This is a genomic window from Kitasatospora sp. NPDC085879 (assembly GCF_040686255.1).
Taxonomy (GTDB): domain Bacteria; phylum Actinomycetota; class Actinomycetes; order Streptomycetales; family Streptomycetaceae; genus Kitasatospora.
Genome location: NZ_JBFBJZ010000063.1, coordinates 16161 through 38059, shown reverse-complemented (window position 1 = coordinate 38059; position 21899 = coordinate 16161). Strand labels below are relative to the sequence as shown.

Annotated in this window: 22 protein-coding genes; 16 read left to right on the top strand and 6 right to left on the bottom strand. The window is 71.1% G+C overall.

Annotated features, from left to right (window positions below; genetic code table 11):
* Window positions 1-2: 2 nt before the first annotated feature.
* From AB0P35_RS33435 to AB0P35_RS33420, 4 genes are all read right to left on the bottom strand, one after another.
* Window positions 3-923, bottom strand: coding sequence for an ATP-binding protein (locus tag AB0P35_RS33435; RefSeq protein WP_363518416.1), 921 nt, complete (start codon window positions 921-923; stop codon window positions 3-5).
* A gap of 29 nt (window positions 924-952) precedes the next feature.
* Window positions 953-1462: a hypothetical protein gene (locus tag AB0P35_RS33430; protein WP_363518414.1), complete on the bottom strand. Its 510-nt coding sequence runs from the start codon at window positions 1460-1462 to the stop codon at window positions 953-955.
* A gap of 2 nt (window positions 1463-1464) precedes the next feature.
* Entirely contained in the window at window positions 1465-2463 is a 999-nt protein-coding gene (locus AB0P35_RS33425; protein ID WP_363518412.1) for a CBASS oligonucleotide cyclase, read from the bottom strand.
* A gap of 274 nt (window positions 2464-2737) precedes the next feature.
* Window positions 2738-3217: a hypothetical protein gene (locus AB0P35_RS33420; RefSeq protein WP_363518410.1), complete on the bottom strand. Its 480-nt coding sequence runs from the start codon at window positions 3215-3217 to the stop codon at window positions 2738-2740.
* Window positions 3218-3302: 85 nt separating this feature from the next.
* Between AB0P35_RS33420 and AB0P35_RS33415 the strand changes: the two genes are divergently transcribed.
* Entirely contained in the window at window positions 3303-4187 is an 885-nt protein-coding gene (locus tag AB0P35_RS33415) for a hypothetical protein (protein ID WP_363518408.1), read from the top strand.
* The gene (locus AB0P35_RS33410) at window positions 4117-4536 is read left to right on the top strand and encodes a hypothetical protein (RefSeq protein WP_363518433.1); all 420 of its coding nucleotides are present in this window, start codon (window positions 4117-4119) and stop codon (window positions 4534-4536) included. The genes AB0P35_RS33415 and AB0P35_RS33410 overlap by 71 nt, the downstream gene beginning before the upstream one ends.
* Here AB0P35_RS33410 and AB0P35_RS33405 read toward each other — a convergent pair.
* On the bottom strand, window positions 4527-4997 hold the full coding sequence (locus tag AB0P35_RS33405) for a restriction endonuclease (RefSeq protein WP_363518430.1): 471 nt from the start codon (window positions 4995-4997) through the stop codon (window positions 4527-4529). The genes AB0P35_RS33410 and AB0P35_RS33405 overlap by 10 nt on opposite strands.
* Before the next feature lie 275 nt (window positions 4998-5272).
* Complete coding sequence (locus tag AB0P35_RS33400) at window positions 5273-5461, bottom strand: hypothetical protein (RefSeq protein WP_363518406.1); 189 nt, start codon at window positions 5459-5461, stop codon at window positions 5273-5275.
* Between the two features lie 45 nt (window positions 5462-5506).
* Here AB0P35_RS33400 and AB0P35_RS33395 point away from each other — a divergent pair, with 45 nt between their 5' ends.
* From AB0P35_RS33395 to AB0P35_RS33330, 14 genes are all read left to right on the top strand, one after another.
* Window positions 5507-5734: a hypothetical protein gene (locus AB0P35_RS33395; RefSeq protein ID WP_363518404.1), complete on the top strand. Its 228-nt coding sequence runs from the start codon at window positions 5507-5509 to the stop codon at window positions 5732-5734.
* The gene (locus tag AB0P35_RS33390) at window positions 5692-6117 is read left to right on the top strand and encodes a helicase-related protein (RefSeq protein ID WP_363518402.1); all 426 of its coding nucleotides are present in this window, start codon (window positions 5692-5694) and stop codon (window positions 6115-6117) included. The genes AB0P35_RS33395 and AB0P35_RS33390 overlap by 43 nt, the downstream gene beginning before the upstream one ends.
* A complete protein-coding gene (locus AB0P35_RS33385) occupies window positions 6114-7082 on the top strand; it encodes a helicase associated domain-containing protein (protein WP_363518400.1) in 969 nt (322 codons plus the stop codon). Before AB0P35_RS33390 ends, AB0P35_RS33385 begins: the two co-directional genes overlap by 4 nt.
* A gap of 662 nt (window positions 7083-7744) precedes the next feature.
* On the top strand, window positions 7745-8146 hold the full coding sequence (locus tag AB0P35_RS33380) for an SSI family serine proteinase inhibitor (protein WP_363518398.1): 402 nt from the start codon (window positions 7745-7747) through the stop codon (window positions 8144-8146).
* 435 nt (window positions 8147-8581) lie between these two features.
* On the top strand, window positions 8582-9202 hold the full coding sequence (locus tag AB0P35_RS33375) for a hypothetical protein (protein WP_363518396.1): 621 nt from the start codon (window positions 8582-8584) through the stop codon (window positions 9200-9202).
* Window positions 9203-9392: 190 nt separating this feature from the next.
* Window positions 9393-11495, top strand: a complete 2103-nt coding sequence (locus AB0P35_RS33370; protein WP_363518394.1) for a hypothetical protein — start codon at window positions 9393-9395, stop codon at window positions 11493-11495.
* A gap of 781 nt (window positions 11496-12276) precedes the next feature.
* Window positions 12277-13173: a hypothetical protein gene (locus tag AB0P35_RS33365; protein WP_363518392.1), complete on the top strand. Its 897-nt coding sequence runs from the start codon at window positions 12277-12279 to the stop codon at window positions 13171-13173.
* A gap of 71 nt (window positions 13174-13244) precedes the next feature.
* Window positions 13245-13520, top strand: coding sequence for a hypothetical protein (locus AB0P35_RS33360; RefSeq protein WP_363518390.1), 276 nt, complete (start codon window positions 13245-13247; stop codon window positions 13518-13520).
* Window positions 13517-14644 carry a conjugal transfer protein gene (locus AB0P35_RS33355; RefSeq protein WP_363518388.1) on the top strand — a complete coding sequence of 376 codons (1128 nt, stop codon included), beginning with the start codon at window positions 13517-13519 and terminating at the stop codon, window positions 14642-14644. The genes AB0P35_RS33360 and AB0P35_RS33355 overlap by 4 nt, the downstream gene beginning before the upstream one ends.
* Window positions 14645-14659: 15 nt before the next feature.
* The gene (locus AB0P35_RS33350) at window positions 14660-14992 is read left to right on the top strand and encodes a hypothetical protein (protein ID WP_363518386.1); all 333 of its coding nucleotides are present in this window, start codon (window positions 14660-14662) and stop codon (window positions 14990-14992) included.
* Complete coding sequence (locus AB0P35_RS33345) at window positions 14989-15633, top strand: hypothetical protein (RefSeq protein ID WP_363518384.1); 645 nt, start codon at window positions 14989-14991, stop codon at window positions 15631-15633. The genes AB0P35_RS33350 and AB0P35_RS33345 overlap by 4 nt, the downstream gene beginning before the upstream one ends.
* Before the next feature lie 38 nt (window positions 15634-15671).
* The gene (locus AB0P35_RS33340) at window positions 15672-18242 is read left to right on the top strand and encodes an ATP-binding protein (protein WP_363518382.1); all 2571 of its coding nucleotides are present in this window, start codon (window positions 15672-15674) and stop codon (window positions 18240-18242) included.
* Window positions 18239-20695 (top strand): hypothetical protein, encoded by a 2457-nt coding sequence (locus AB0P35_RS33335; RefSeq protein WP_363518380.1) that lies wholly within the window; start codon window positions 18239-18241, stop codon window positions 20693-20695. The genes AB0P35_RS33340 and AB0P35_RS33335 overlap by 4 nt, the downstream gene beginning before the upstream one ends.
* Entirely contained in the window at window positions 20692-21867 is a 1176-nt protein-coding gene (locus AB0P35_RS33330) for a bifunctional lytic transglycosylase/C40 family peptidase (protein ID WP_363518378.1), read from the top strand. Before AB0P35_RS33335 ends, AB0P35_RS33330 begins: the two co-directional genes overlap by 4 nt.
* Window positions 21868-21899: the final 32 nt, after the last annotated feature.

Genomic DNA, 21899 nt, shown 5'->3' with positions numbered 1-21899 from the left:
GGTCAGCTCTCCTCGGTGAACACGGGAGTGGGCCGCAGCACCTCGGCGAGGGCGAGGAGGTCCTCGTCGTTCACCGGGCGGTCGGGGAAAGCGTTGAGGACGGCGGTCGGGACCAGCCGCTGGGTGAGGTCGGAGAAGGTGAAGCCGGGCCTGTCCGCTGTCGGGCCGGTGAGGGCCACGATCTTGCCGATGGTGCCGGCGCCGATGCCGAGCCCGTCGAGCGCCTGGGTGAGGACCGCGTGCCGCTGCTGGTCGTCGGGCCGGGCGAAGGTGAAGGTGGCGGCGGCGCGGCGCATCAGCGCGGGGTCGAGGGCGCCGAGCCGGTTGGTGCACAGCACGACGATGACCGGGACGTGGGCTCCGGCGAGGCTGTCGATGCCGGCGAGGAAGGCGTCGACGCCGGCCCGGTCCTCGTGGTGCATCTGCTGGGCCTCGCGGGACTGGACCAGGGCGTCGGCCTCGTCGACGACGAGGATCTGAACGGACCGCACGCCGCGGGGGCCGGTCGCGCGGGCGCCGACGGCCTGGATGTGGGCGAAGGCGCCGCCGATCAGCGAGGTCATCTCGCCGACCATGCCGCTGCCGCGGGTGGCCAGCTTGAGCCGGTACAGGTTGACGGGCAGGTCGAGGTAGTCGGCGAGGTCGCAGCCGAAGGACTCGGCGAGGGCGGACTTGCCGGAGCCGACGTCGCCGGCGAAGACGAACAGCGGCGCGCGGTCGGCGAACAGGGTGAGCGCGGCGACGTCACCGCCGTGGTGGGTGGCGGCCCACTGCTGAAGTCGGCGCGGGTCGGCGAGGAGGGCGGCCTCCTTGCGCAGACGCACCTTCGTGTCCTCCAGGCCTACCAGGCGGCGGTAGCGGTCGTACCGGGTGAGCTCGGGCAGTTCGATGACGGGGTGGAACAGGTCGTCCTGGGTGGTCACGTGGTGTCCCTTCTGCAGGTGGCGCTGGACTAAGACGCGACGTAGACGCCGCGGGCGACGCCGGCGCCGTTGCGGGCGTAGCCGTGCCCGGCCGTGCTGATGCCCGCGAGGGCGCTCGGTTCTTCGCCGGTCGTCCGCGAGAACGGCAGGGCGCCCTTGACCTTGTCCTTCTCGCTGCTGGTCAGCAGCAGGAACTTGTTGCTGTAGGTCAGGAAGCTGTGGAAGCCGTAGCTGGCGAGGTCGGCGGAGTCCGGGAGGTTTCCTGCGCGGGCGTCGGTGAGCTGGCCGCCGAGGGTGGCCGTGTATCGCAGGCGCAGCTTCCAGCTGTTGGTGGCGGAGTCGCGGAAGCCGTAGTCGACGGTGCCGAGGTACCCGTCGCGCAGGAGCAGGGCGACCTCCTCGACGTAGTTCTCGATGGTGTCGAGGGAGGGCTTGCCGAAGTAGTTGTGCAGGATGCGCAGGTCCGCGCCGATCTTCCCGCCGACGTAGCGGGCGTCGGTGATCGTGAAGGAGGCGGATCTGGTGTACGAGCCGGTCATGGTCACGCTCCCGGGAAAGCGGGGCCGAACAGCTCGCGCCAGCAGTCGAGGGCCGCGCCCTTCGAGTGCGCGTAGGCGGCCTCGCCGAGGATGTCGAGCGCGCTCTTCGCGTGGCTCACCAGTCGCTGACGGTCAGCCTCCTCGTAGATGCCGACGATGTTGTTCTCTGGGTTGACCGGATCCCAGATCTGGATGGGGCGCGTGGAGGCGGCCACCTCGGTGGCCTTGTAGTAGTCGGTGAACACGATCGGGGTCTTCAGCCCGGTGCGGGTGATGTAGGCGAGCACCTGCTCGATCGCGCGCGGGTAGTCGTTGACCTGGAGCTTCTCGCCGTTCCAGCCGTTGTCCCACAGGTGGGCGACCAGGAGCTCAATCAGGAAGCTCTTGCAGCGCAGGTCCGGGTCGGCGTTCTTGCTCTCGCGGATCCACGCCTTCAGCAGGCGGATCAGCTCGCGGTAGCCGTCGCCAGCCGTGTCCCTGCGCTTCTTCATGAACTGCAGGTGCTGGGTGACGGAGGTGAGCACCTGGGTACCGTCGCGGGTGACCAGGTAGCCCTTGTCGTCCGGCTCGCCGGTGTAGAGCACCGGCACCACGTCGATCTTCAGGCCGCTGCCCCGCATGGTGATGCCCACCGCGTGGTTCGAGATCACGAAGTCGTCCGCGACCTTCGTCTTGCCGTAGACCTCGATGCAGCGCTCCCGCAGCCAGGTCAGCATGGTCGAGACGTCGATGTCGGTGCTGGTGGTGCGCAGGTAGGCGGCGACGTCCGCGTCGGAGCCCTCGCTCTTGCGGCGGCGGATGGCCGTGTGCTTGGCGGTACTGCCGGACGCCCGGAGCTTCACCAGGTCGAAGTCCGGATGGTCCTTGATGTAGCCCTCCAGCCGCTCCCGCAGGTGGTTGACCTGCCGGCGGCGCTCCTTCGCATCCTCCTTCGGCACGTTTACCTTGTTCTGCGCGAAGGCCTTGAGGACGTCGTGGTCGACGTACCGCTCGGCTGCCATGCTCATCCACCCTTCGCCACCCAAACGGCCCAATCGGGTCGTAAGACATGAATACCAGCCACCACTGACAAACCTGGCGCGAGTTGACGGCAGCACAGTCGTTCGACTAGGCCGACGACACGGCCCACCTCCAGCTGTATGAGACGAGGTCCCTTGCGGATGTCCGGACAGGGTCCGGGCTACTGCAAGAGGCCTCGATCGGTGTGCGCCAGGGGCGCCACTGGAGGGGCCCACAGGTGCGGTGTTGAGACCATCGCGGGCAGTGTCAGCGCGTTCAGGCGGCGTCCTGAAATTTGGTCGGGCCGAAGATGCTGTCGAAGGGATGAGCATGCTGCGTGCTGATGAGGTAGTAGGAGCCAGTGGGATGGTCATTCCCACGGCTGCTGTAGTGGGCGATCTCCGCAGGAGTCAGCACCCGAAGATCACCGAAGACGTAGTACAGCGGGACAGGGGCATGAAGGCCGGTGAACTGGAGGCCGGCGTGGACGCTCTTGCACGAAATGGCGTAGCGGTCAGAGGTTGTGCTGGGAAGCCGCGCCTTGGCATCGATGCAGGCGATTCGGCTGCCGTGGGCGGCGATCATGTCGGGGAGTTGACGCAGGGGCGAGTTAGTACGGCGGAGCGCGTCCTGGATGGCAGTGGGGTAGGTGCCCTGGCCGAAGGGGTGCGCAGTCCACCCTCGGCGCTGGAGTTCTTGGATGACGTAGTACTCGTGTTGATCACCAATGGCTTTACGCGTGTTCCAGTCCGTCATGCGGCTCTCCCTTCCACTTCGGCAGGTGCTCGTAGTACGGAGTCTCCTACTTGCGTACCACCAAGGTAGCGTCTAGCTTGGCCTCATGTCGTCATACGTAGACCCACGCTTTCGTCCTACGCTGTGGCCGGGGACCGTTGTCCCGACGCCGGCACTGCAGCCGTTCAAGAAGGTCGAGATCAGCGGAGACTGGCTCGTCTGGGACCTGGCACCCACGCACGGACAGCCCGAGGTCGAGTTGCCGGAGGACTTCTACCTGCGGGAACTGATGACGGTGTCTGCGGACGACTTGGAGGAAGTCGGGGCGCTCTACTGCTCCTACGGGATGCTGTTCGACCTGAGTGGCGACGAACTGGATGTGAGCGACCTCCGCGAGGAAGATCAGGAGGACTACAGGGAGCTGCTTCGACAGGCTCCCCCCGGCGGGTTCCCAGGCGGGGTACACCACGACGTCGTACGCATGCACCTGGAAACCGCCCAAGACGCCGTCCGAACGTGGGTCGCCTGCCAGCACGAGAACGGCCTGGAGGAACTCGTTGCCCCTGAGGTCACAGACGAGCTGCTGGCTGCGTTGCAAGCACTGAACAGCCACAAGCAAGAACTCTGGCCATCCTCTCTGGACCATCTCAGGAAGCTGCTTATCGAGGAGCAGATCCTCAGGTTGCGGTCCGCTCTCCAGCAGGCACTGGGCCGCTTCAGCGTGGGCCTGGGCGGGTTGGCCGACCGCCACCCCACCGTCTACTCCGTGGCGTTCCTGCAGCTCTACAACCACCTCGCCGAGGGCGCCTTCGTACGCCAGTGCGCCAACGAGAACTGCGGGCGCAACTTCGTGCGCCAGCGCGGCCGGGCCGAATACGGGCAGCACCGCACCAGTGGGGTCAAGTACTGCTCCCGAGAATGTGCCCGAGCACAAGCCCAACGCGATCTTCGCCGTAGACGCCGCCAGGCCAGTCAGTCCTCCTCCGATTAGAGTCCTGGGAGAGCGGTGGCCCAACCACGAGGACAGCCGCCGCGCCGTCCTCACCGCCACCGAAGACCCCGACGCAACCATCCGCGGCACCGCCCTCGGCGTGCTGGCCGTGAGGTTCACAGACATGGCATGCCCCCTGGTGTGCGCACACTCCCATCCTGACCAGCCGGTGGAGACACGGACACACGTGGCCAAACTGCTCGCGCTGTTGTGGCAGGACGAGCCTGAGAGCATCGGCATCCTGACCGGGATGACGGAGCACGACGAGGACGAGGTACAGAACGTCTCGAAGCAGGCCCTGGTCCTGATGATGCAACGGTTCAGGTCGGCCGCATCCAATCAGGGGTAGCCCCAGCCCCGTGCTATCCACTCGCTCCCACCGCCCTTTTCTTTCCGCGTGGAACACGCCTCCCGACGGCGCGCCTGGCACGAGAATTGGAGCCCAACAGATCGCCGAACGCGGCGCCGTCCTCGGCCCAGCGGCGCAGCCGGTCGCGGTCGATCCAGTGGATGCCGTGCATGTCGCCCCAGGTGGCGGCGTCGCGGGGTGAGGCCGCCGTTGGTGACGACAACGGCGACATCGGCGTGGTGGACGGGGCCGGCGGTGCCTTTGACCTGGTACATGACCTGGGCGCCGACCTTGCCGGCGACCTTGGTGTGCTTGCACTGCACGACGATCCGACCGTGCACGGGATGGTGGGCGATGACGTCGGCGGCCTGGTCGCACTGGCGGCCAACCTGCCGGGCCGAGGCGCAGCCGTCGCGCAGTAGCAGGTCGCGGGCGGCGAACTCGAACTGGCGGTCCGTCATGGCGTCGATCGCCGCCAAGGTCAGTCGCAGGCGGGAGGCCCGCTCCGCCTCCGCCCGGTGCCGCGCGGCTGACCGGTGCAGCCGGTGGGCTCCGGCTGCGGCGGCCAGCACCGCGGCGGCTACCAGCAGCGGCCACGCCACCGCGAGTACGCGGCCCACCGCACGCAAGGCTTCGGAGAGCAGGATGAGGGCGACCGCGGCGACGACGCCGGCGGCGATCCGGTCCGCCGTGGTGCGCGGTGCGAACTGGCGCCAGCCCCGTCGCCGCCGCGGCATCAGTGGCCGGCCTGCGCGGGTGCCGTTGCGGGCGCCGTCGGCCCGGGCTCCGGTACCGTCCCGCCGCCGGTCTGCTGTATCAGCAGCAGGACCGCCCCGGCCGCCAGCACCACCCACAGCCCCGGCTTCGCCGCCTTCGGCACCGGGTTGTTCCGCCAGTGGCCCCGCACGTAGTGCCGCCCCGCCATGACCCCTCCTCGTCGGCCGCCTGCGCGGAGTGGGACCTGTCGCGGGTGCTGTCCTTCCACCACATGGTCGCCGAGGCCCGGGCGCTGAGCACCGGCCTGCCGGACGTGGCGCGGGTGCTGTGGGAGCAGGACCCGGCGCTGATCGGCACGACGTGGCTGGAGGCCGAGCACACGCCGGCCGAGCGGCGGGCTGTGCTGGGCACGTTCGCCTCGCTGGTCGGTGGCGACGGTTGGAGGCTGCTGGGTACGTCCTCGCCTCGGTCGAGGTCTTGAGCGAGGGCGTGGACACCTTCGACTGCGACGCGGTGTTCTTCGCCGACGTGCGCGGCTCGATGGTCGACCTGGTCCAGGCCGTCGGCCGGGCGCTGCGGATGAAGCCCGGCAGCGGCAAGGTCGCCACCATCGTGGTGCCCGTCTTGCTGGGAGCTGGCGAGAACGGCGACCAGCTGCTCACCTCCCGGGCCTACGACGGGCTGAGCAAACTGCTCATGGCGCTCCGATCCCACGACGCGGCCGCCGTCGAGCGCCTGGCCATGCCGCAGTCCGAGACCCGGCCCCCGAGGGGGCCCCGGCAGCTGGGGAGCCGGAGGAGTTCCGCTCCGCCAGCGGCCAGGAGCAGCTGCTGCAGTTCTCCACCCAGCGGGATCCGGCGGTGATCGCGGCGTTCGTGCGCACCCGGGTGCTGGAGCCTGAGCGGGCAGAGTTCCGGCGTGGTCTGGAGGAGCTGCTCGCCTACCGGGAGAAGTTCGGGGACGTGAAGGTGCCGTACGCCTACCGGGCGCCGTCCGGGCACCGCCTGGGGGTGTGGGTGGCCGACCAGCGCCGCTACAAGGCCGCCGACGTCCTCGACCCGGAGCGCGTCAAGGAGCTGGACGAGCTGGGCATGGTCTGGTCGGCGTTCGACACCGCCTTCACCGACAACCTGACCGCGGTCGCCGGGTACGCCGCCGACCACGGCCACGCCTGCCCGCCCAACGAGGCGGTGTGGGGCGGGCGGCCGGTCGGGACCATCATGAAGAACCTGCGCACCGCCCAGCGGCGCACCGAGGCCCTCCAGCGCCGGGCTGAGGCTGGCGAGACCGGCTTGGACTGGACGGGGGCGCTGACCGCCGACCGCAAGGCCGCGCTGGACGCCATCGACCCGGTGTGGTGCCCGGCCTGGTCGGTGGAGTGGCAGCGGTGCTTCGCCCTGGCCTGGCGGCACATCAAGGACGGCGGCACGCTGGCTGGGGCCGAGCCGGGCAGCGTCGTCGTCCAGGGCGAGGACCTCGCCGGGTGGGGCCGTGCCCAGCAGATCGGCTGGGACAAGCTCAGCCCCGCCCAGCAATGGGCACTCGAACACGTCCTCGGACTCGAACCGCAGCCCCCCGAACAGAAACCGGCCGGGAAGGTAAGCCACGCGGAGAAAGAGGCCCGGAACCTCGCCGCCGCCGCCCAGTACCGGGCACGCGAAGGACACCTGAACGTCCCCCGCAAACACAAAGAACCCCTGGAACTCGCCGACGGCACCATCGTGCAGATCAGCCTCGGACTCTTCATCGCCAACAGCCGCAGCAGGCGCGGCGAAATCCCCACCGACCGCGCCGCACGGCTCACCGAGCTGGGCATGCGCTGGGAGTAGCAGGGGTGCCGGACACCGGCCAGGGCGGCCAGCCACCGAGCCTGTCGCCCCGCCGGGCCCCTCTCCCCCGCCCTCCCCCTCCTGGCCGGTGGCGCCGCGAAGCGGGGCCGCCGGGCCCCCGCGCAGCGGACAACCACCACGCCGTCGGCGCGCAGCATCAGGTTGCCGGGATCTCGTCTCCGCTCCCTGCTCTGCGCGCCTGTTCCTCTCCGGCTCTTCCTCTGCTCTTCGTTCGGTACGGCTCCAGCGCATGGGCTTGTTCCGGCACCGCGGCTGCCGGGAGAAGTAGTCGGCTTCAGTCGGTCTATGGACAAACGGGCTCTGAGCTGCGGAAAGGCCCTCTCCAGCGGTATGGGTTGACGCAATCGGGAGTAGCAACCCCGAGAAGCAACCGCGAGTAGCAATGCCCAGTGGCAACCGGCAGAAGCAACCTGCAGAAGCAAGCGGCGTGGAGGCCGGCCGGCAGGGTCATCCGCATGTGACTTTGCGCGATAGATGGCCACTTTGCAGGTTAAATGGCCAGGGTTTTCCGACTGCTTGGACAGGCTTCTCACGCTTGTGGCCAAGGTCTCGCCTTCGGAATGAGCAGCGTGACGTCGGGTGGCGGCGGGAGTTAGTCAGGACGAATCCGCCCGCTGTCCTTCCCGCCAGGAGCATCCGCCGTGTTGCGTCGTCTCGCTGTCATCACCGCCATCGCCGCCCTGTTCACCGGCTCCACCGGCGTCCCCGCGGTCGCCGACACGGAGGACCGGCTGACCGTCACAGTCGCTGGGTACCTGGGAGCAGACGGGACGTACCTGCTCGAATGCCATCCGGCTCGCGGCTCGCACCCCCGGCCGCTGCAGGCATGCGATCGGCTCGACGCAGCGACCACCTGGGGGCAGGACCCGTTCGCGCCGGCGCCGACGGGCGAGATGTGCTCGATGATCTCCGGCGGCCCAGCCACCGCGCACATCACCGGATTCTGGGCCGGGCGGCCGGTCAACGCCACCTACGACCGCAGCAATGGCTGTGAGATCTCCCGCTGGGACAACCTCGTGCCGGTGCTCCCCTCGGTCAGGTGAGCATCCCCTAGCGGCGCCGTGACGCTCCCTCCCTCGACGCCCAGCCGTCGACCGGAGGGATTCCACCCCGGTCAGCATGACCGCCCCCTTGGCCAAGTAGCGCGAAAACGTTGGCCATCTACGGCGCTCAGTCACACCGCAGGTGTCGCGGGGGCGCGCTGCTTGTTGACGCTTCGGGGAGCACTCGTGCTGCGCCAGTGCGGAGCTTGTCACCGGTGTGAGGAACAGTCACAAGGCGAGCGCGGTAGGGGAGATCTCTCTCCTCGTCTCGGTTGCGGCATGGGGGAGAGATCTCCCCCATGAGCGGTCGGTCGGCACCTCTCCTGGGAGTCGCTCTTCTTGGGGGGAGATCTGTCCCCTCAAGTTCCATTGCAAGATAAATATTTTTTATGTAGATTAGTCATGCAAGGGAGATGACACCCCGAAGGAGCCTTGATGCCCCCCACCGCGATCACCACCAGCGCGAACCGCGAGCTGTCGGTCGAGATCATCGACGACGCCCAGGGTCGCTCCACCTACGAGGTCTCGCTCCTCACCCGCGACAGCACGTTGACGAAGATGGGGTCGTTCGTGATCCACCCCGACCCCAGGACCGAGCCCAAGGTCGGCCGCGTCTACGTCCAGTTCGGCAAGGGCGACATGGCGCAGCGCGAGCTGCGGGTGGACGTGCCGACGATCGGTCCCGACGGACCGTTCCTCGTGGGCGAGGCCATCTTCGACCCGTCCGGTATGACCCCGGGTGACGGCCTGTGGCTTCGCTCGACGGTGTCCGCCCACCCGACGCACGCACCGCTCGTGCTTCCGTCGAAGAGCACGGCTTCGCGTGCCGGGGACATCGTGGAGGCCTTGGTGAAGCACTGGCTCCAGCGCGAGGACTACACGGCCCTTGCGAGTATGTTCGGTGCGTTCCGTGCGCCGGACCGTCTGGCGGCAGTGCAGGCGAAGATCGGGGTTCTGGAGGCGGAGATCAAGGCCCGGCAGCTGGCGCTGGAGGACTTGATGGCGAGCCAGATGATCTACGAGACCGAGCTGGCGATGGCGAGCGAGCAGGAGTAGGCCTTCACCGCGATGAGGAAGGTGACTTCCGGGGCCGCCTGGCTCGTCAGTCTCCGGCCCTGTGGAATCTTTTCGGCCCGGACGGTCACACCGGCCGTCACCGAACCATCTATGGCTGTACGTGATCGACGCCGCACGTACATCCACCCGATTCGTCCCGGGCCACCGGGGATCCGAGCGGGGTGCAGGCATGAGCGTGCCCGCACCCCGCTCTGCGACTTCGCACGCCGTGAGGCAGGCCGGACTCGTCGCTCTGCCCGGCGGTGTCCCGCTGGGAGACACCCCGGCCGACCCGCTGCAGCTGGGGCGCGCCATGCGCCGCCGGCTGTCGGCGGCTGTGCATGCCCTGGTCGACGCCGGCGCCGGACTCTCGGACGCGGCACAGTTGCTGCGGATCGTCGTCGCAGCCAAGGCCCATCACCGCGCCGGCTGCATCGCGCGGGTCCGCGTGCCCGAACTGGCTCGGTGGATGGGGGTGGGGAACTCCACCGTCGACAAGGCGCTGGCCGAGCTGCGGCGTGCGGGCGCGCTGAACACCGTGGAGCGGCGCGCGGCCTCCGGCGCGGTGACCGGGCTGGACTGCGCTGTGCCGGGTATGCGCGCGGCCGCTGCCGCAGGTGCAGACCCCTTGGCCCTGACCCGTGCGGAGCTGGCCACGCTGCTGCGCTTGGTGGAGAGGCTGTTCGGCCCGGGCTGGGAGCACCAGGACGGTACGCGGACCGCGCCGGGGCTGCTCGCATCCCGGATCGGCCGCGGCGCGGCGACCGACCGGCTCGCGCTTGTGCTGCTGGTGCTGGAGGCGCGCGCGGACGGTCGGGTCCGGCTGTGCGGCGGGGCGGTTAACACGCATGTCGGCCGTCCCGCGGCGACTGTCGCGCGCCTGATCGGCGGAGGCATCCACGCGGGCGCGCGGGTTCTGGCGCGCCTTCAGCGTGCGGGGTTGCTGGAGCTGGTCCGCAAAGCCATGGTGTCCGGGTTGGCCGCGCGCGGCGAGATCCGGATACCGGCGGTAGCTGCGGCTCACCGCGCCACGAGCAGCACGGGAGCGCGCCGGCCTGCGATTGCAGACCCCGTGCTTGCGGCAGTCAGGGACCAGGCTCCTGCCGCCGTCGGGAAGTCCCAGGTCGCGGCGGCCCCCGAAGTTCGCGTCCTGGAAGCGGCAGAGCCGGACGGTACGGCGGACCTGCACGCCCCTCACACCCCGGTGGCTACCGCAGGAGTAGAAGGTGAAGGTTCAGGGGTGGTCTCCGGCGAAGCCGCGTTGGGGCCGGCCACCGTTGCCGGTGGTGCGCGCGGGCGCGCGAGGGCGGGCTCCGTAGTCGCGCGCCTGACCCCCCGGAGCGCGGCCGAGGTAGGCGCGCTGCGCGCGGAGGGACAAACTCCTTCCAGCTCACCCGACACCGAGGAGGAGCGGCGCGCGGCCGGCGCGCGGCATGGTGCCTGGCGGCAGGAGTCCGCGCGGAGCCGGGTACGCGCGGCGCTGGCGCCGGTGGCGTTCGTCCTGGACGCGATGACGCCGGGCCAGCGCGCGGTCGCGGTGCGGGCCGCCGAGGTCGTGCTGCGCACCGTGCCGCCGGACTCTCTCGCGGCGCAGCTCGCTGCGCGGGTCGGCCCGATGAGCATGGCCGGTCCGATGGACGACCGCGGAGTGATCCGCAGCCCCCTGGCCTGGCTGCTGTCGCAGCTTCCGTCGGTCACGCTGTGTGGCCGCTGCGGGATCCGCCGGACCGCGGGGGCCCCGTCGGCGCGTAGCGCCGTGTGCGACCAGTGCGTGCACGCGGCCTGTGTCCCGGACCGCGGGGCGCGGATCTGCCCGGTCTGCGGACGCCTGGGGCGTGGGTTCGATGACGGCGGGCAGTGCGGCCGGTGCGAGCACCGCCAGGTGCTGGAGCGGGCGGGCGACCTGGCGGCTGAGGCAGCCGAAGCTGTCCAGGTGAACCGGCCGGGCGCCGGCGCGGTGGCCCGCCGAGCCGTCCTGGATGCTGCCCGGACGGCAGCCGCCGAGGCTGAGCGCCGGGGCGCTGACGCGCTGCTGCAGGAGCTCGCAGCTCGCCTGGCCGCGCAGAACACAGCCGCGGAGTGGGCCGCCGGCTGCGGCGATCGGGGCCACGCGGGCCGGGACGCGCCGCGCGTGGAGGGACCGGAAGGCTGGCGCTGTGCCGGCGCGCGGTGTGCGCGCCGCAGTACCGCGCGCCGTCCGGACTCGGGGCTGTGCTCTTCCTGCGGCCGCGCGCGCGAGCACCGTGAGGCCCGCGCCGCGCGCGCCGCGCGCGTGGCCGCGGTCGTCGGCTGAGCCTTCGGTACCGCGCGTTCAGACCGGGAAGACGGGCCGCGCGGGGAGCTATGGACAGCCCACGCGGCCGCATGCAGTGCCCGTCTGAGTGCTCGGGCCTTGGTTCGGGCCCGGGCGCAGGGCGAGCGTCGACCGAACGAGCTGGCCGCGGCCGGGTGTGGACAGGCCTTGCGCCCGGTACCTGACCTATGGACAACCCCTGCCGCCTGGTCGCGTTTCCCCTGGACAAAGGCGATTGTCCAGGGGAAACGCTGCCGCCTTCCCGATGGACGGGCAGAGCGTCAGCGCCGCCCCCGGATCGGGTTCTCCAGACCGTTGCCTCGTTCTGGGGCAGGCGTCCGGTGACCGGTTCGGGCCGGCGCTCCGCCGATCTGCCGCTCTGCTTTCGTGGTCCGGCCCCAGCCCTGAGCCCGGCTTCGGGGCCCCTGTTGGACGCCGGGCGCTGTCCATTCAGGTGCCCGGCGGCCAGCGCCGCGCGGCACCGCAGGGCTTTCGCGCGCGGGGTCCGCGCGGACGCCTCTTCCCTTTCGAGCCGGGTGCGGCGCGCGCCGCTGCGGCTGTCCATGGCCCCGCGCCACGCGCTGTCGATACCCGGGCGCGCGGCCCGCGGCGATGGACAAGGACGCGGCCGCGCGGCGCGCGGGCACGGCCGGGCGAGTGGATCTCGCGCGCGAATCCCCTGGACAAGGCACCGTCCGCGCGGCTGTCCAGACGGCTGGCAAGGGGGGTCTCGACACCTTGGCGTCATCACCCCGATCGACGCGAAGGGACGGACCCGGACATGGCACACCGCCTGACCTCCGCCGGCACTGAGTCCGGCCCCTACGACTCCACTGACATGCGGATGCACCACGCTTGGCTGCAGATGTGCGAGGACCCCCGGGCCGAGGCGGTCGTCGCCGGCTGGGCCGCCGAGATGGAGCTCTTCTCCGACTGCACCGGCACCGGCGACGTCCTGCAGCTGCTGAACGAGCTCTACCGGGTCGGCAACTGGACGGGCCACGACGCGCTCCTCACCGCGCTGCTCGAGCGCGTGCCCCGCGGCGGCTACGACGGCGAGGTCGCCTGGCTCGTCACCGTCCGTGCTCTGCTGCCGAAGGCGGCGCGGATGGCGCGCAGCCAGACGCGGCCGAGCATCGACTTCGAGGAGGCGTTCTCCGTCGTCGTCGGCGCCCTCTTCGAGGTGGTGCGCACATACCCGCTGGAGCGGTGCCCGCGGAACATCTACGCCGGCCTCGCCCTGCGCACCCTCACCCTGACCCGCCAGACCCTCGGCCACCTCCTCGACGGCGCGCCCCTTCCCCCGGACGAGGTCGCCGAGATCGTCGACAGCCGACCGGCCGGCCACGAGCTGGAGCCCGAGGAGCGCTTCGAGCGCCTCAGCCTGCTCATGGACGCCACCGAGCTGCAGCTGCTCAGCGAGGACGACCACGAGCACATCCGCAGCCACACCGCGCGGGCCGAACTGCTGCACCTGGTCGTCTGGGCGGTGCGCACCGGCGTCCTGCGGCCTGACGAGGCGCAGCTGCTCGCCGGCTACTACGTCGACGCCGACAGCCGTGACGGCCGGACCCCGCGCTCCATGGGCTCCGACGGCGACCGCGTGCGTAAGGCCCGCTCCCGCGCCGTGAGCCGGCTGCGCGCCGCGGACCACGACGCCTACTGGCTGGCCGCGTGACGCCCCGCCACGCCCACCGTCCTTCGCCTGCCCAGACCGGCTCCGCGAACCCGTCCACCGAGAGGCATCACGTGATCCCCCATCAGACCGAACAGGCGCAGGCCGAGGCCGTCGACACGGACGCGCGTACCGTCGTCGAGGCCAAGCGCCTGGTTCGCCGGCTTGCCACCGTGCTGGTCACCAGCCCCTTCGACGAGCGTGCACACACCGAGCTCCTGGACTTCCTCACCACCGGGGCCGCGGAAGCCCGCGCCGCGTGGGGACGCCTCAACGCGCTCTCCGACCAGGAGCTCACCGCCAAGGCCCGCGGCGCGGTCCTCGGCGCGGCCGCCCGGGGCCGGAAGTGAAGCGCGGCCGCGGCCGCGCGCGCCGCAAGGACATCAAGCGCGCCGCCGCCCTGCGGGACCTCGAGCTCCTCGACCAGGTCGACGAGGAGCCGGACGACGAGCCGGCCGGGTGGCAGACCAGCACGGCCACGATGGCCGGCGCGGCGCGCCTGGCCCGGATCGGCGTGTGGGCGGCGCTGCTCGCCGGCCCGCTGCTCGGCGGGGCCGCGCTGCTCGGCGGCTCCACCCCGGACGCCGCCGCACGGCCCGCCCCCAGCGCCTCCAGCACGGCGGCGTCGGGCACCGGACCGGCCGGCTTCGCGCAGCTGTACGTCCAGGCCTACCTCGCCGCGGGCAACGGCACCGAGAACAGCGTGGCGCCGTACTACTCCGGCACCCTCTCGCTGAACAACCCGCCCGGGGCCCGCACCGCCGCCACCACGGTGGTCATGGCGAGCACCCAGGTCTCGCCCGGCTACTGGTCGGTGACGGTCGCGGCCGACATTGTCGCCCACCCGCGGGGCGGATCCGCGACCGACACCGGGCTGCACTACTTCCAGGTCGGCATCGAGGCGACCGGCCCGGAGGCGGCCGGCGGTGCGCAGCAGGGCGCCGGCCCGGTCGGCTACACCGCGACCTCGCTGCCCGCGGAGATCGCCGCCCCCAGCTCGCTGCGGCCCGGCGTCCTGGTCTACGGGGCGTCCACTCTCGGCAGCACCGACCCGGCGCAGGCCACCGTCAGCGGCTTCCTGGCCGCCTACCTGACCGGCACGGGCCAGCTCGGCCCGTACACCGCGCCGGGTGTGGTCATGAACCCGGTCAGCCCGGCGCCGTACTCCTCGCTCACCATCGCCGGGATCAGCGACGACAACCCGGGCGGCGCCGGCGGCAGCACCGCGGTGCCCGCCGACGGCTCGCTGCGCCGCGTCCTGGCCCAGGTCAAGGCCACCTCCAACGCCGGGACCTTCTCGCTGAACTACGCGCTCACCCTGCGCGCCCGCGCCGGCCGCTGGGAGGTCTACCGCCTCGATCCGGCCCCGCACCTGGCCCCCGGCAGTGCCGGCTCGATGCCGAGCCCGGCCGTCGGCACCACCCAGACCCCCGTCGCCGTGCCCGCGGCGACGGCCTCCACCGCAACCCCGTAAGAGGAGTTCTGCACGATGCCCGCATCCACGCACCCGGTCACCGGCCAGGTCTACCTCGCCGGCGACATCATCACCTGGGGCAACACCAAGATCGCCCAGCTGAACACGCTCGCGCTGACCGCCGCCGTCCTGATGGCGATCATCGCCGTGCTGATGGCCTGGTGGAAGACCCGTTCCTTCGTCGCCACCCTGGTCGCCCTCGTGCTGGCCGGCCTGGTCATCTGGGCCATCAACAACATGACCACCATCCAGAACAAGGTCGGCACCGAGGTCACCGCATCCCGCGCCCCCGCGGCAGTGGCGCCAGTGGTGCCTGGTCCTGAGCGCCACGGGCGGGCCGCGGCGTGAGCAGCACCGGCGACGACGTCCTGATCGGCCGCTCCTACACCCGGGCGCGGCGCAGCCCGCTCGTGATCGGGAAGCTGCCCGGCGCGGGCCGGCTGCCGGGCGGGCCGTACACGATCACGCAGATCGTGACGATGGTTCTGGTCTTCGTCGTGCTGATCATCACCAAGGCCGTCTGGGCGCACTTCGGTCCCGGCAACGTGCTGGTCATGATCGCCGTTCCGTGGGGCCTGGCGTTCGCGCTGCGGTACGCCCGGATGGACGGCCGGGACCCGGCCCGGGCGCTGCTGGGGGTCTTCACCTACGCGTCGACCCCACGGGCCGGGCGGCTGGCCGGCCGGCCGGTGCGGCTGCGGCGCCCGACGCTGCTCGACACCCGGATCACGGTCACCCCGCAGGTTCCGGCAGCGGCTGGCCAGCCGCTGCCGGCCCCGCGCCCCGCGGCGCGGCCCGCAGCTGCGCCGCGCGCCCAGCAGGGCGCCCGGCCGCGGCGGATCGCCCCGGCCGGGCCCCGCCCCGCTCCTGCGGATCCCAGGCCGGTGACCGCCGCCCGCCCGAGCGCCACCGGTTCCCGTTCGGGGGCCCGGACCCCGGCCGCGCGTACCGCGCTGCAGGCCCTTCTCGCCGAGCTCGGCGAGGACTGACCCCTTCCTTCTTCATCACTCGCTCCTCGGAGGACGACATGCGTCTGCCCGTTCGCCACATCAGCGGCAACCTCATCTGGACCACGAGCGCGTCGGTGTGGGGCGTGTGGCGCGTCGAGTCCGACAACTACGCGCACGCCTCCCGCCAGACCAAGCGCGAGCGCCTCGACCAGCTCGAGGCGCTCTTCAAGGCCCTGCGCGGCGAGGTGCTGCTGCTGAGCCTGTGCCCGCAGGTTGACGCCGCGTCCGTGGTGGACCGGATGACCTCCGGCGTGGACCTGGACAAGTCCCCCGAGCTGGTCGAGCTCAGCTGGAAGGTGCTCCGCCAACTGGAGGAGCTCAAGCTGACCGGCCGGGTCGACTTCCTCGCCATGCCGTTGTCCCACGCAGACTTCAAGGAGAGCCTGCGCGCCGTCACCGCCTCGGCCACCTCGGAGGTGATGAGCTCGCTGGGGCTGCTCCCGCCGGCCGTCTCGGCCAACGAGGTCTCCCGCCGCATGACCCAGGCACGGCGCCTGGCGGCGACCTGGCCCTCCGGGGTCCGGCTGCGGCCGGCCAGCGAGGCCGAGATCCTGTGGATCTACGCACACAGCGCGCGGCGCGGGCTGGAGGAGCCGCTGCTGCCGGAAGACGGCGCGCCGCGCGGCATCCGCGGCCGCGGCCGCACGGTGGCCGCACACACCCAGGTCCTCCTGGACGAGGGCGGCCGCGGGCAGCTGTCCTCGAAGGCGCCCACCAACCCCCTCACGCACAAGTACCTGCGGGCCGAGACCAAGTACGGCAGCAGCTACCAGGCGTTCTGCGTCATGTCGGAGATGCCGGACTCCTTCGTCTTCCCCGGCTCCGAGTACCTGTCCGCGCTGGACGAGTTCTCCTTCCCCGTCGACTGGTGCGTGCGGCTGAACATCGAATCCGGCGCCAAGGCGGAGCCGCGCTCTAGGCGCCGCGCGAATGAGCTGGCCCACCAGTACACCGAGTACGACGGCGACGTCGCCGGCGTGCCCGCGCACCTGGACAAGGACACCGCGTCCCTGGACGAGTACCGCTCCCGTCTCACCTCCTCCTCCACCGAGGTCGAGATCCGGGCGTCGGTGGCCATGTGCGTCTGGGGCGACTCGCCCGCCGACCTGAACGAGCAGATGGCCGCCCTGCGCAACCACTTCGGCGGCTCCGACTACACCCTGGAGCGCCCGGCCGGCGACCAGGTCAACCTGTTCCACGCGATGCTGCCCGGCGCCCGCGTGCCGCGGGTGATGAACGACTACGCGCAGATCCTGCTCGCGAAGGACTTCGCGATGGGCATGCCGTTCTCCGGGCAGGGCCTGGGCGACGACGCCGGCTCCCTGTTCGGCCTGCAGCTGTCCGGCGGCGGCGTGCGCCCCGTCCTGCTGGACTTCTCCCACGGGCCCAGGGTCAACGTCGCCGCGAACGCCGCGTTCATCGGCGAGCTCGGCTCGGGCAAGTCGGTGGGCCTGAAGTCCGCGCTGTACTCGATCCTGTCGACCGGTCACCGGCTCGCCCGCGCCTCCAGCCGCGGCCGCGGCCTGGTCATCGACCGCACCCCGCAGCGCGAATGGGTCCGCTTCGTCGAGGCCTGCCCCGGCACCACCCAGGTCATCGACGTCGACGAGAACGCCGGCCTGTCCCTGGACCCCCTGCGGGTCTTCACCGGCCCGCGCGCCGCCCGCTACGCCGAGAGCTTCCTGACCCCGCTGCTCGACATCGCCTCCATGTCGGTGGAGGGCGTCACCCTCGCCGAGGCCATCGAGGCGACCAACAGCAGCACCACCCGCAGCATGCACGGCCTGATCGACACCCTCGTCGAACGGGCCCGCACCGTGGACCCCGACGAGCCCAACGACGACGCCGTGCGCGCCGCCGCCAGCGAACTGGTGCGCAAGCTCCGCTCCCTGGCGAAGAAGGACCTCGGCCGGGTCATCTTCGACCCCGACCTTCCCGTCGTACGGGTCTCCGACGCCGACTCGATCGTCTTCGCCGTCTCCAGCCTCAAGCTGCCCACCAAGGAGGAACTCGACGAGCACCGCCTCTCACGCCTCGAGGTCGAGAAGAAGTTCGGATGGCGCCTGATGTACCTGGTCGCTGCCCTGTGCAGGGAGATCGCGTTCCTGTCCGAGGACGAGTTCACCGGCGTCTTCTTCGACGAGTGCTGGTGGCTCTCCTCCAGCCCCGAGGGCCTGGACCTGATGCTCGAGATCGTCCGCGACGGCCGCAAGCACAACGCCGGCCTGTTCGCCGCCAGCCACGACCCCTACGACATCGGCCCCGACAACGAGCAGGGCGAGAAGATCCGCGGCCTGATCACCCACGTCCTCGTCTTCCGCCAGCGCTCCCGTCAGCTCGCTGCCCGGGCACTGGAGTTCCTCGGCCTGGACGGCACCGATCCCACCATGCTCAAGATCGTCACCGAGAACCTGTCGCCGGTGAACGTCTCCGACCACGAGCGGGCGATCCGCGCCGGCGAGTGCCTCTACCGCGACCTCAAGCGCCGCATCGGCGGCATGAAGGTGCTGATCCCGGCCGACGAGCAGGCTGCCGACGCGATCCACACCACCCCCGGTGAGCTCACCGGCGCCAAGGGCCGCTCATGAGCCGCCCCACCATCGCCCGTACGGGCGCGCCCCGCGCCGGGCGCAGCGGTGGCATCGGTCGGCGCATCGTGTTCGTCGCGATCGTCCTCGGTCTGTTGATCACGCTGTTCACGTCGATCGCCTGGGCCGACCCGCCGGTTCCGAGCCCGACGCCGGGCCCGGGCCCCTCCGCGCCCGGCTCCACTCCGAGCACCATTCCCACCCCGACGCCTCAGCCCACCCCGACCGCCGCCAACCCCACTGCCGTCCCCTCCACCAACCCGACGCCCTCGCCCGGGGCGACCGGCGCGGCCAACGGCCCCGGCCCCGAGAAGGACCTGGCAGCCCCTCCGGGCAGCAGCGGGATCCTGGCGCCGTTCAACGTCCCGGACGAGTACGGGGCTCCCATGCAGGTCTACAACGTCAACGTCGACACCGGTGACTGGGACGACTTCGACCTGAAGATCTGGGGCTTCCTCACCTCGCTGTTCTTCACGATCGCCAAGTGGCTCATCGGCTTCGTGTGCTGGTTGGTGACCTGGGCTCTGGACTTCGGTCTCGCGAAGATCATGGTCACCCCCGTGGCCGACATCTCCGGGACCATCCGCGACCAGGTCATCAACCGGCTGGGACTTCCCGGGCTCTTCCTGACCTTCGCAGCACTGTTCGCCGGCTGGCACATCCTGTTCCGGCAGCGCAGCCGCGGCTTCGCGGAGGCCGGCATCTCACTGGTCGTCGCCGCGATAGCCACCACCGTCCTGCTCGCACCCGCCCAGGTCCTGCTGGGCACCGACAACGCACCCGCCGCCCAGGGCTCCGACATGCTGCTCAGCAACGACGGCGTGGTGGGCAAGGCCAAGGACCTGTCGCTGCAGGTGTCGAACCTGGTCCTCTCCCAGAATCCGGGCACGTCCTCCGCCGACCCACACTCGGTTGCGTCGCCGATCACCAACGGACTCGTCAGCGCGTTCGTGGTCATGCCCACCGAGCTGATGACCTACGGGAAGATCTTCACCGGCGACTGCGCCAAGTCCTATTCCACCTACAGCATCGTCCTCTACAACGCGTCGAACCTGCCGTCCGGCCAGGTGCTGGAGACGCGGTACATGAACCAGATCAACGACGCGACGAACAAGTTCAAGGACACCTGCAAGACCAAGGACTTCAACCCCAGCGCGCAGAAGGCCTCCGCCGACACCACGTTCAGCGCCCTGTTCGTCGTCCTCGCCGCGACCATCTGCGTCATCCTGATCACCATCGTCGCCGGCGGGTTCCTGGTCGCCCAGGGCTGGGTGGCGTTCGAAGCCATCCGCGCCCCCTGGGCGCTGACGGCCGGCATCCTGCCCGGCGGAGGCCGCGCCACACTGTGGCGGTGGGTGTCCGCCCTCATCAAAGCCGTTCTCGCCGTCGTCCTCAGCGTCCTGTTCCTGGCGATCTTCATCCTGATGATCCTCGCCCTGCTGAAGTCCGACACCGGCAGCGTCCTCGCGGTGAAGTTCCTGTCGATCGACCTCGTCGCCGTGGCCGGCCTGGCCGGCCACAAGAAGATCAAGGAGACCGCCCGGCAGGTCGCCGTCGGCATCAACCGCAAGCTCGCCAACGCCAAGGTCGGCGGCGTGGGCCGCTCCGCCTTCGCCACCCCCGGCCGCTACGCGGAGACCGCCCCCTCGCTCAAGCAGATCTGGGGCGAAGGCCGGGCGGAGGCCCGCAAGGTCACCCAGCCGCTCGCCAAGGTCGGACGCACCGCCAAGGACCTGTGGGTCGGCCCTCAGCCCGGACGCCGAGGTGCAGCAGCCAAGGGCGGGCGCCTGGGCAAGGCCGTGCGCGCCGCCGCCACCGTGGCCACCGCAGTCGGCAGCGGCGGAACCGCCACGGCAGCCAAGGCCGCAGCGCAGCAGGCCTCGAAGAAGGCGCTCACCAAGCGCCTCGCCGCCCGGATGTCGAACACCCGCGGCGGCCGTGCGACGCTCGCCGCCGGCAAGGCGGCGGCCGGCACCACGAAGTTCGCCGCCAAGTACGGCTTGCTCGCCTCCCCTGCGGGCTGGCCGGTCGGCATCCCGCGCGGCGCAGCGGCCACCAAGCGTGGAACGGCGGCCGCTGGCCGCAAGGCCAGTGCGGCGATGGTCCGCGTGGAGACCCGGCTCGGCGGCGCGGTCAAGAAGCAGTGGGGCGAGGCCAAGGCCTTCGGCAAGGAGTACGCGGACAACTCCAGGACCGCCGGCCGTGCGGTGCGCCGCGGTGCGAAGTTCGTGGCGAACTCCGTGTGGGACTCCTCCAGCAACCAGGCTTCCCCTCCGGCGACGCCGAAGAAGCCGACGCCCGGCCCGACCCAGCCGCCGGCCGCACCCACCGCCCCTGCCCCGGCCGCCGCTGCAACGACCCCGGCCTCCCCCGGCACGCCGCCCGCAGCCCCACCACGGCCACGGCGCCGAGCCACCCGACCGGCGGGACCGACGGGCGGAGCCCGTCCGTGACGGGCAAGCAGAAAGCACTGGCCGCCGGGGCCGTGCTCACTCCCTGCGTCGGACTCTTCCTGCTGCTGGTCCTCATCGTCGCGGTCCTGAACGGCAGCATGTCGGCCCAGGCGGGTCAGGCCGCGCAGCCGGGCGTCGTCTCCAGCGTGGCCGGGATCCCTCCGGTGCTGCTGAGCGCGTACAACAAGGCGGTCGCCAACCTCCCGAAGCTGCGCCCGAACTGCACCGGCATGACCTGGTCGCTGCTCGCCGCCATCGGCGAGGTCGAGTCCACCCAGGCCTCCGGCAGCTCCATCGCGCCGAACGGGGACATCAGCCCGCCGATCTACGGCCCCCTGCTGGACGGCTCGGGCGTCGGCGGCAACACCACGCCCATGTACAACACCACCGACGCGGAGAAGCAGCTGGCCGGCGGCAGCACCTACGCACGGGCCGTCGGCCCGATGCAGTTCATGCCGGCCACCTGGATCAGCGACGGGCAGGACGGCAACAGCGACGGCGCCGCCAACCCGCAGAACGTCTTCGACGCTGCCCTGACCACCGCGACGTACCTGTGCGGGACCGGGAGCGCCGACCTGAGCAGGCCGGAGCAGCTCAGGGCCGCGATCCTGCGCTACAACCACAGCCAGGCCTACGTGGACGAGGTCCTGAAGTGGAAGACCACCTACGACCAGATGGGACAGACCGCCGGCAATGCCCCGGCGCCCGGCGGCACCGCCCGCGGACAGGCCGTGGTCGCCGCCGCGCAGCGGGAGATGGCGCAGAACATCCCCTACTCCTGGGGCGGCGGCGGCACCGCAGGCCCGAGCATCGGCTTCTGCGACGGCAAGAACGGCTACCTCAACGGCGTCTGCCAGGCATCGCACACCGTCGGCTTCGACTGCTCCGGCCTGTCCCAGTACGCGTACGGCCAGGTCGGCGTCTCCATCGACCGCACCGCTCAGGAGCAGTACGACGGCGCTCCCACGAAGATCCCGCTGTCGGCCGGCTTGGCCACCCTGCAGCCCGGCGACCTCGTGTTCTTCAGCCTCAACCCGGGCAGCGGCCAGGGCATTTACCACGTCGGCATCTACGTCGGCGGCGGCCAGATGATCAACGCTGCCCACACCGGGACGAGCGTCCGCCAGGAGCCGGTCTGGATGAACAGCTACACCGGTGGCGGCCGCTACTGACGTCGGCCCGCGCCCAGCCTCCGCCCGTCGAC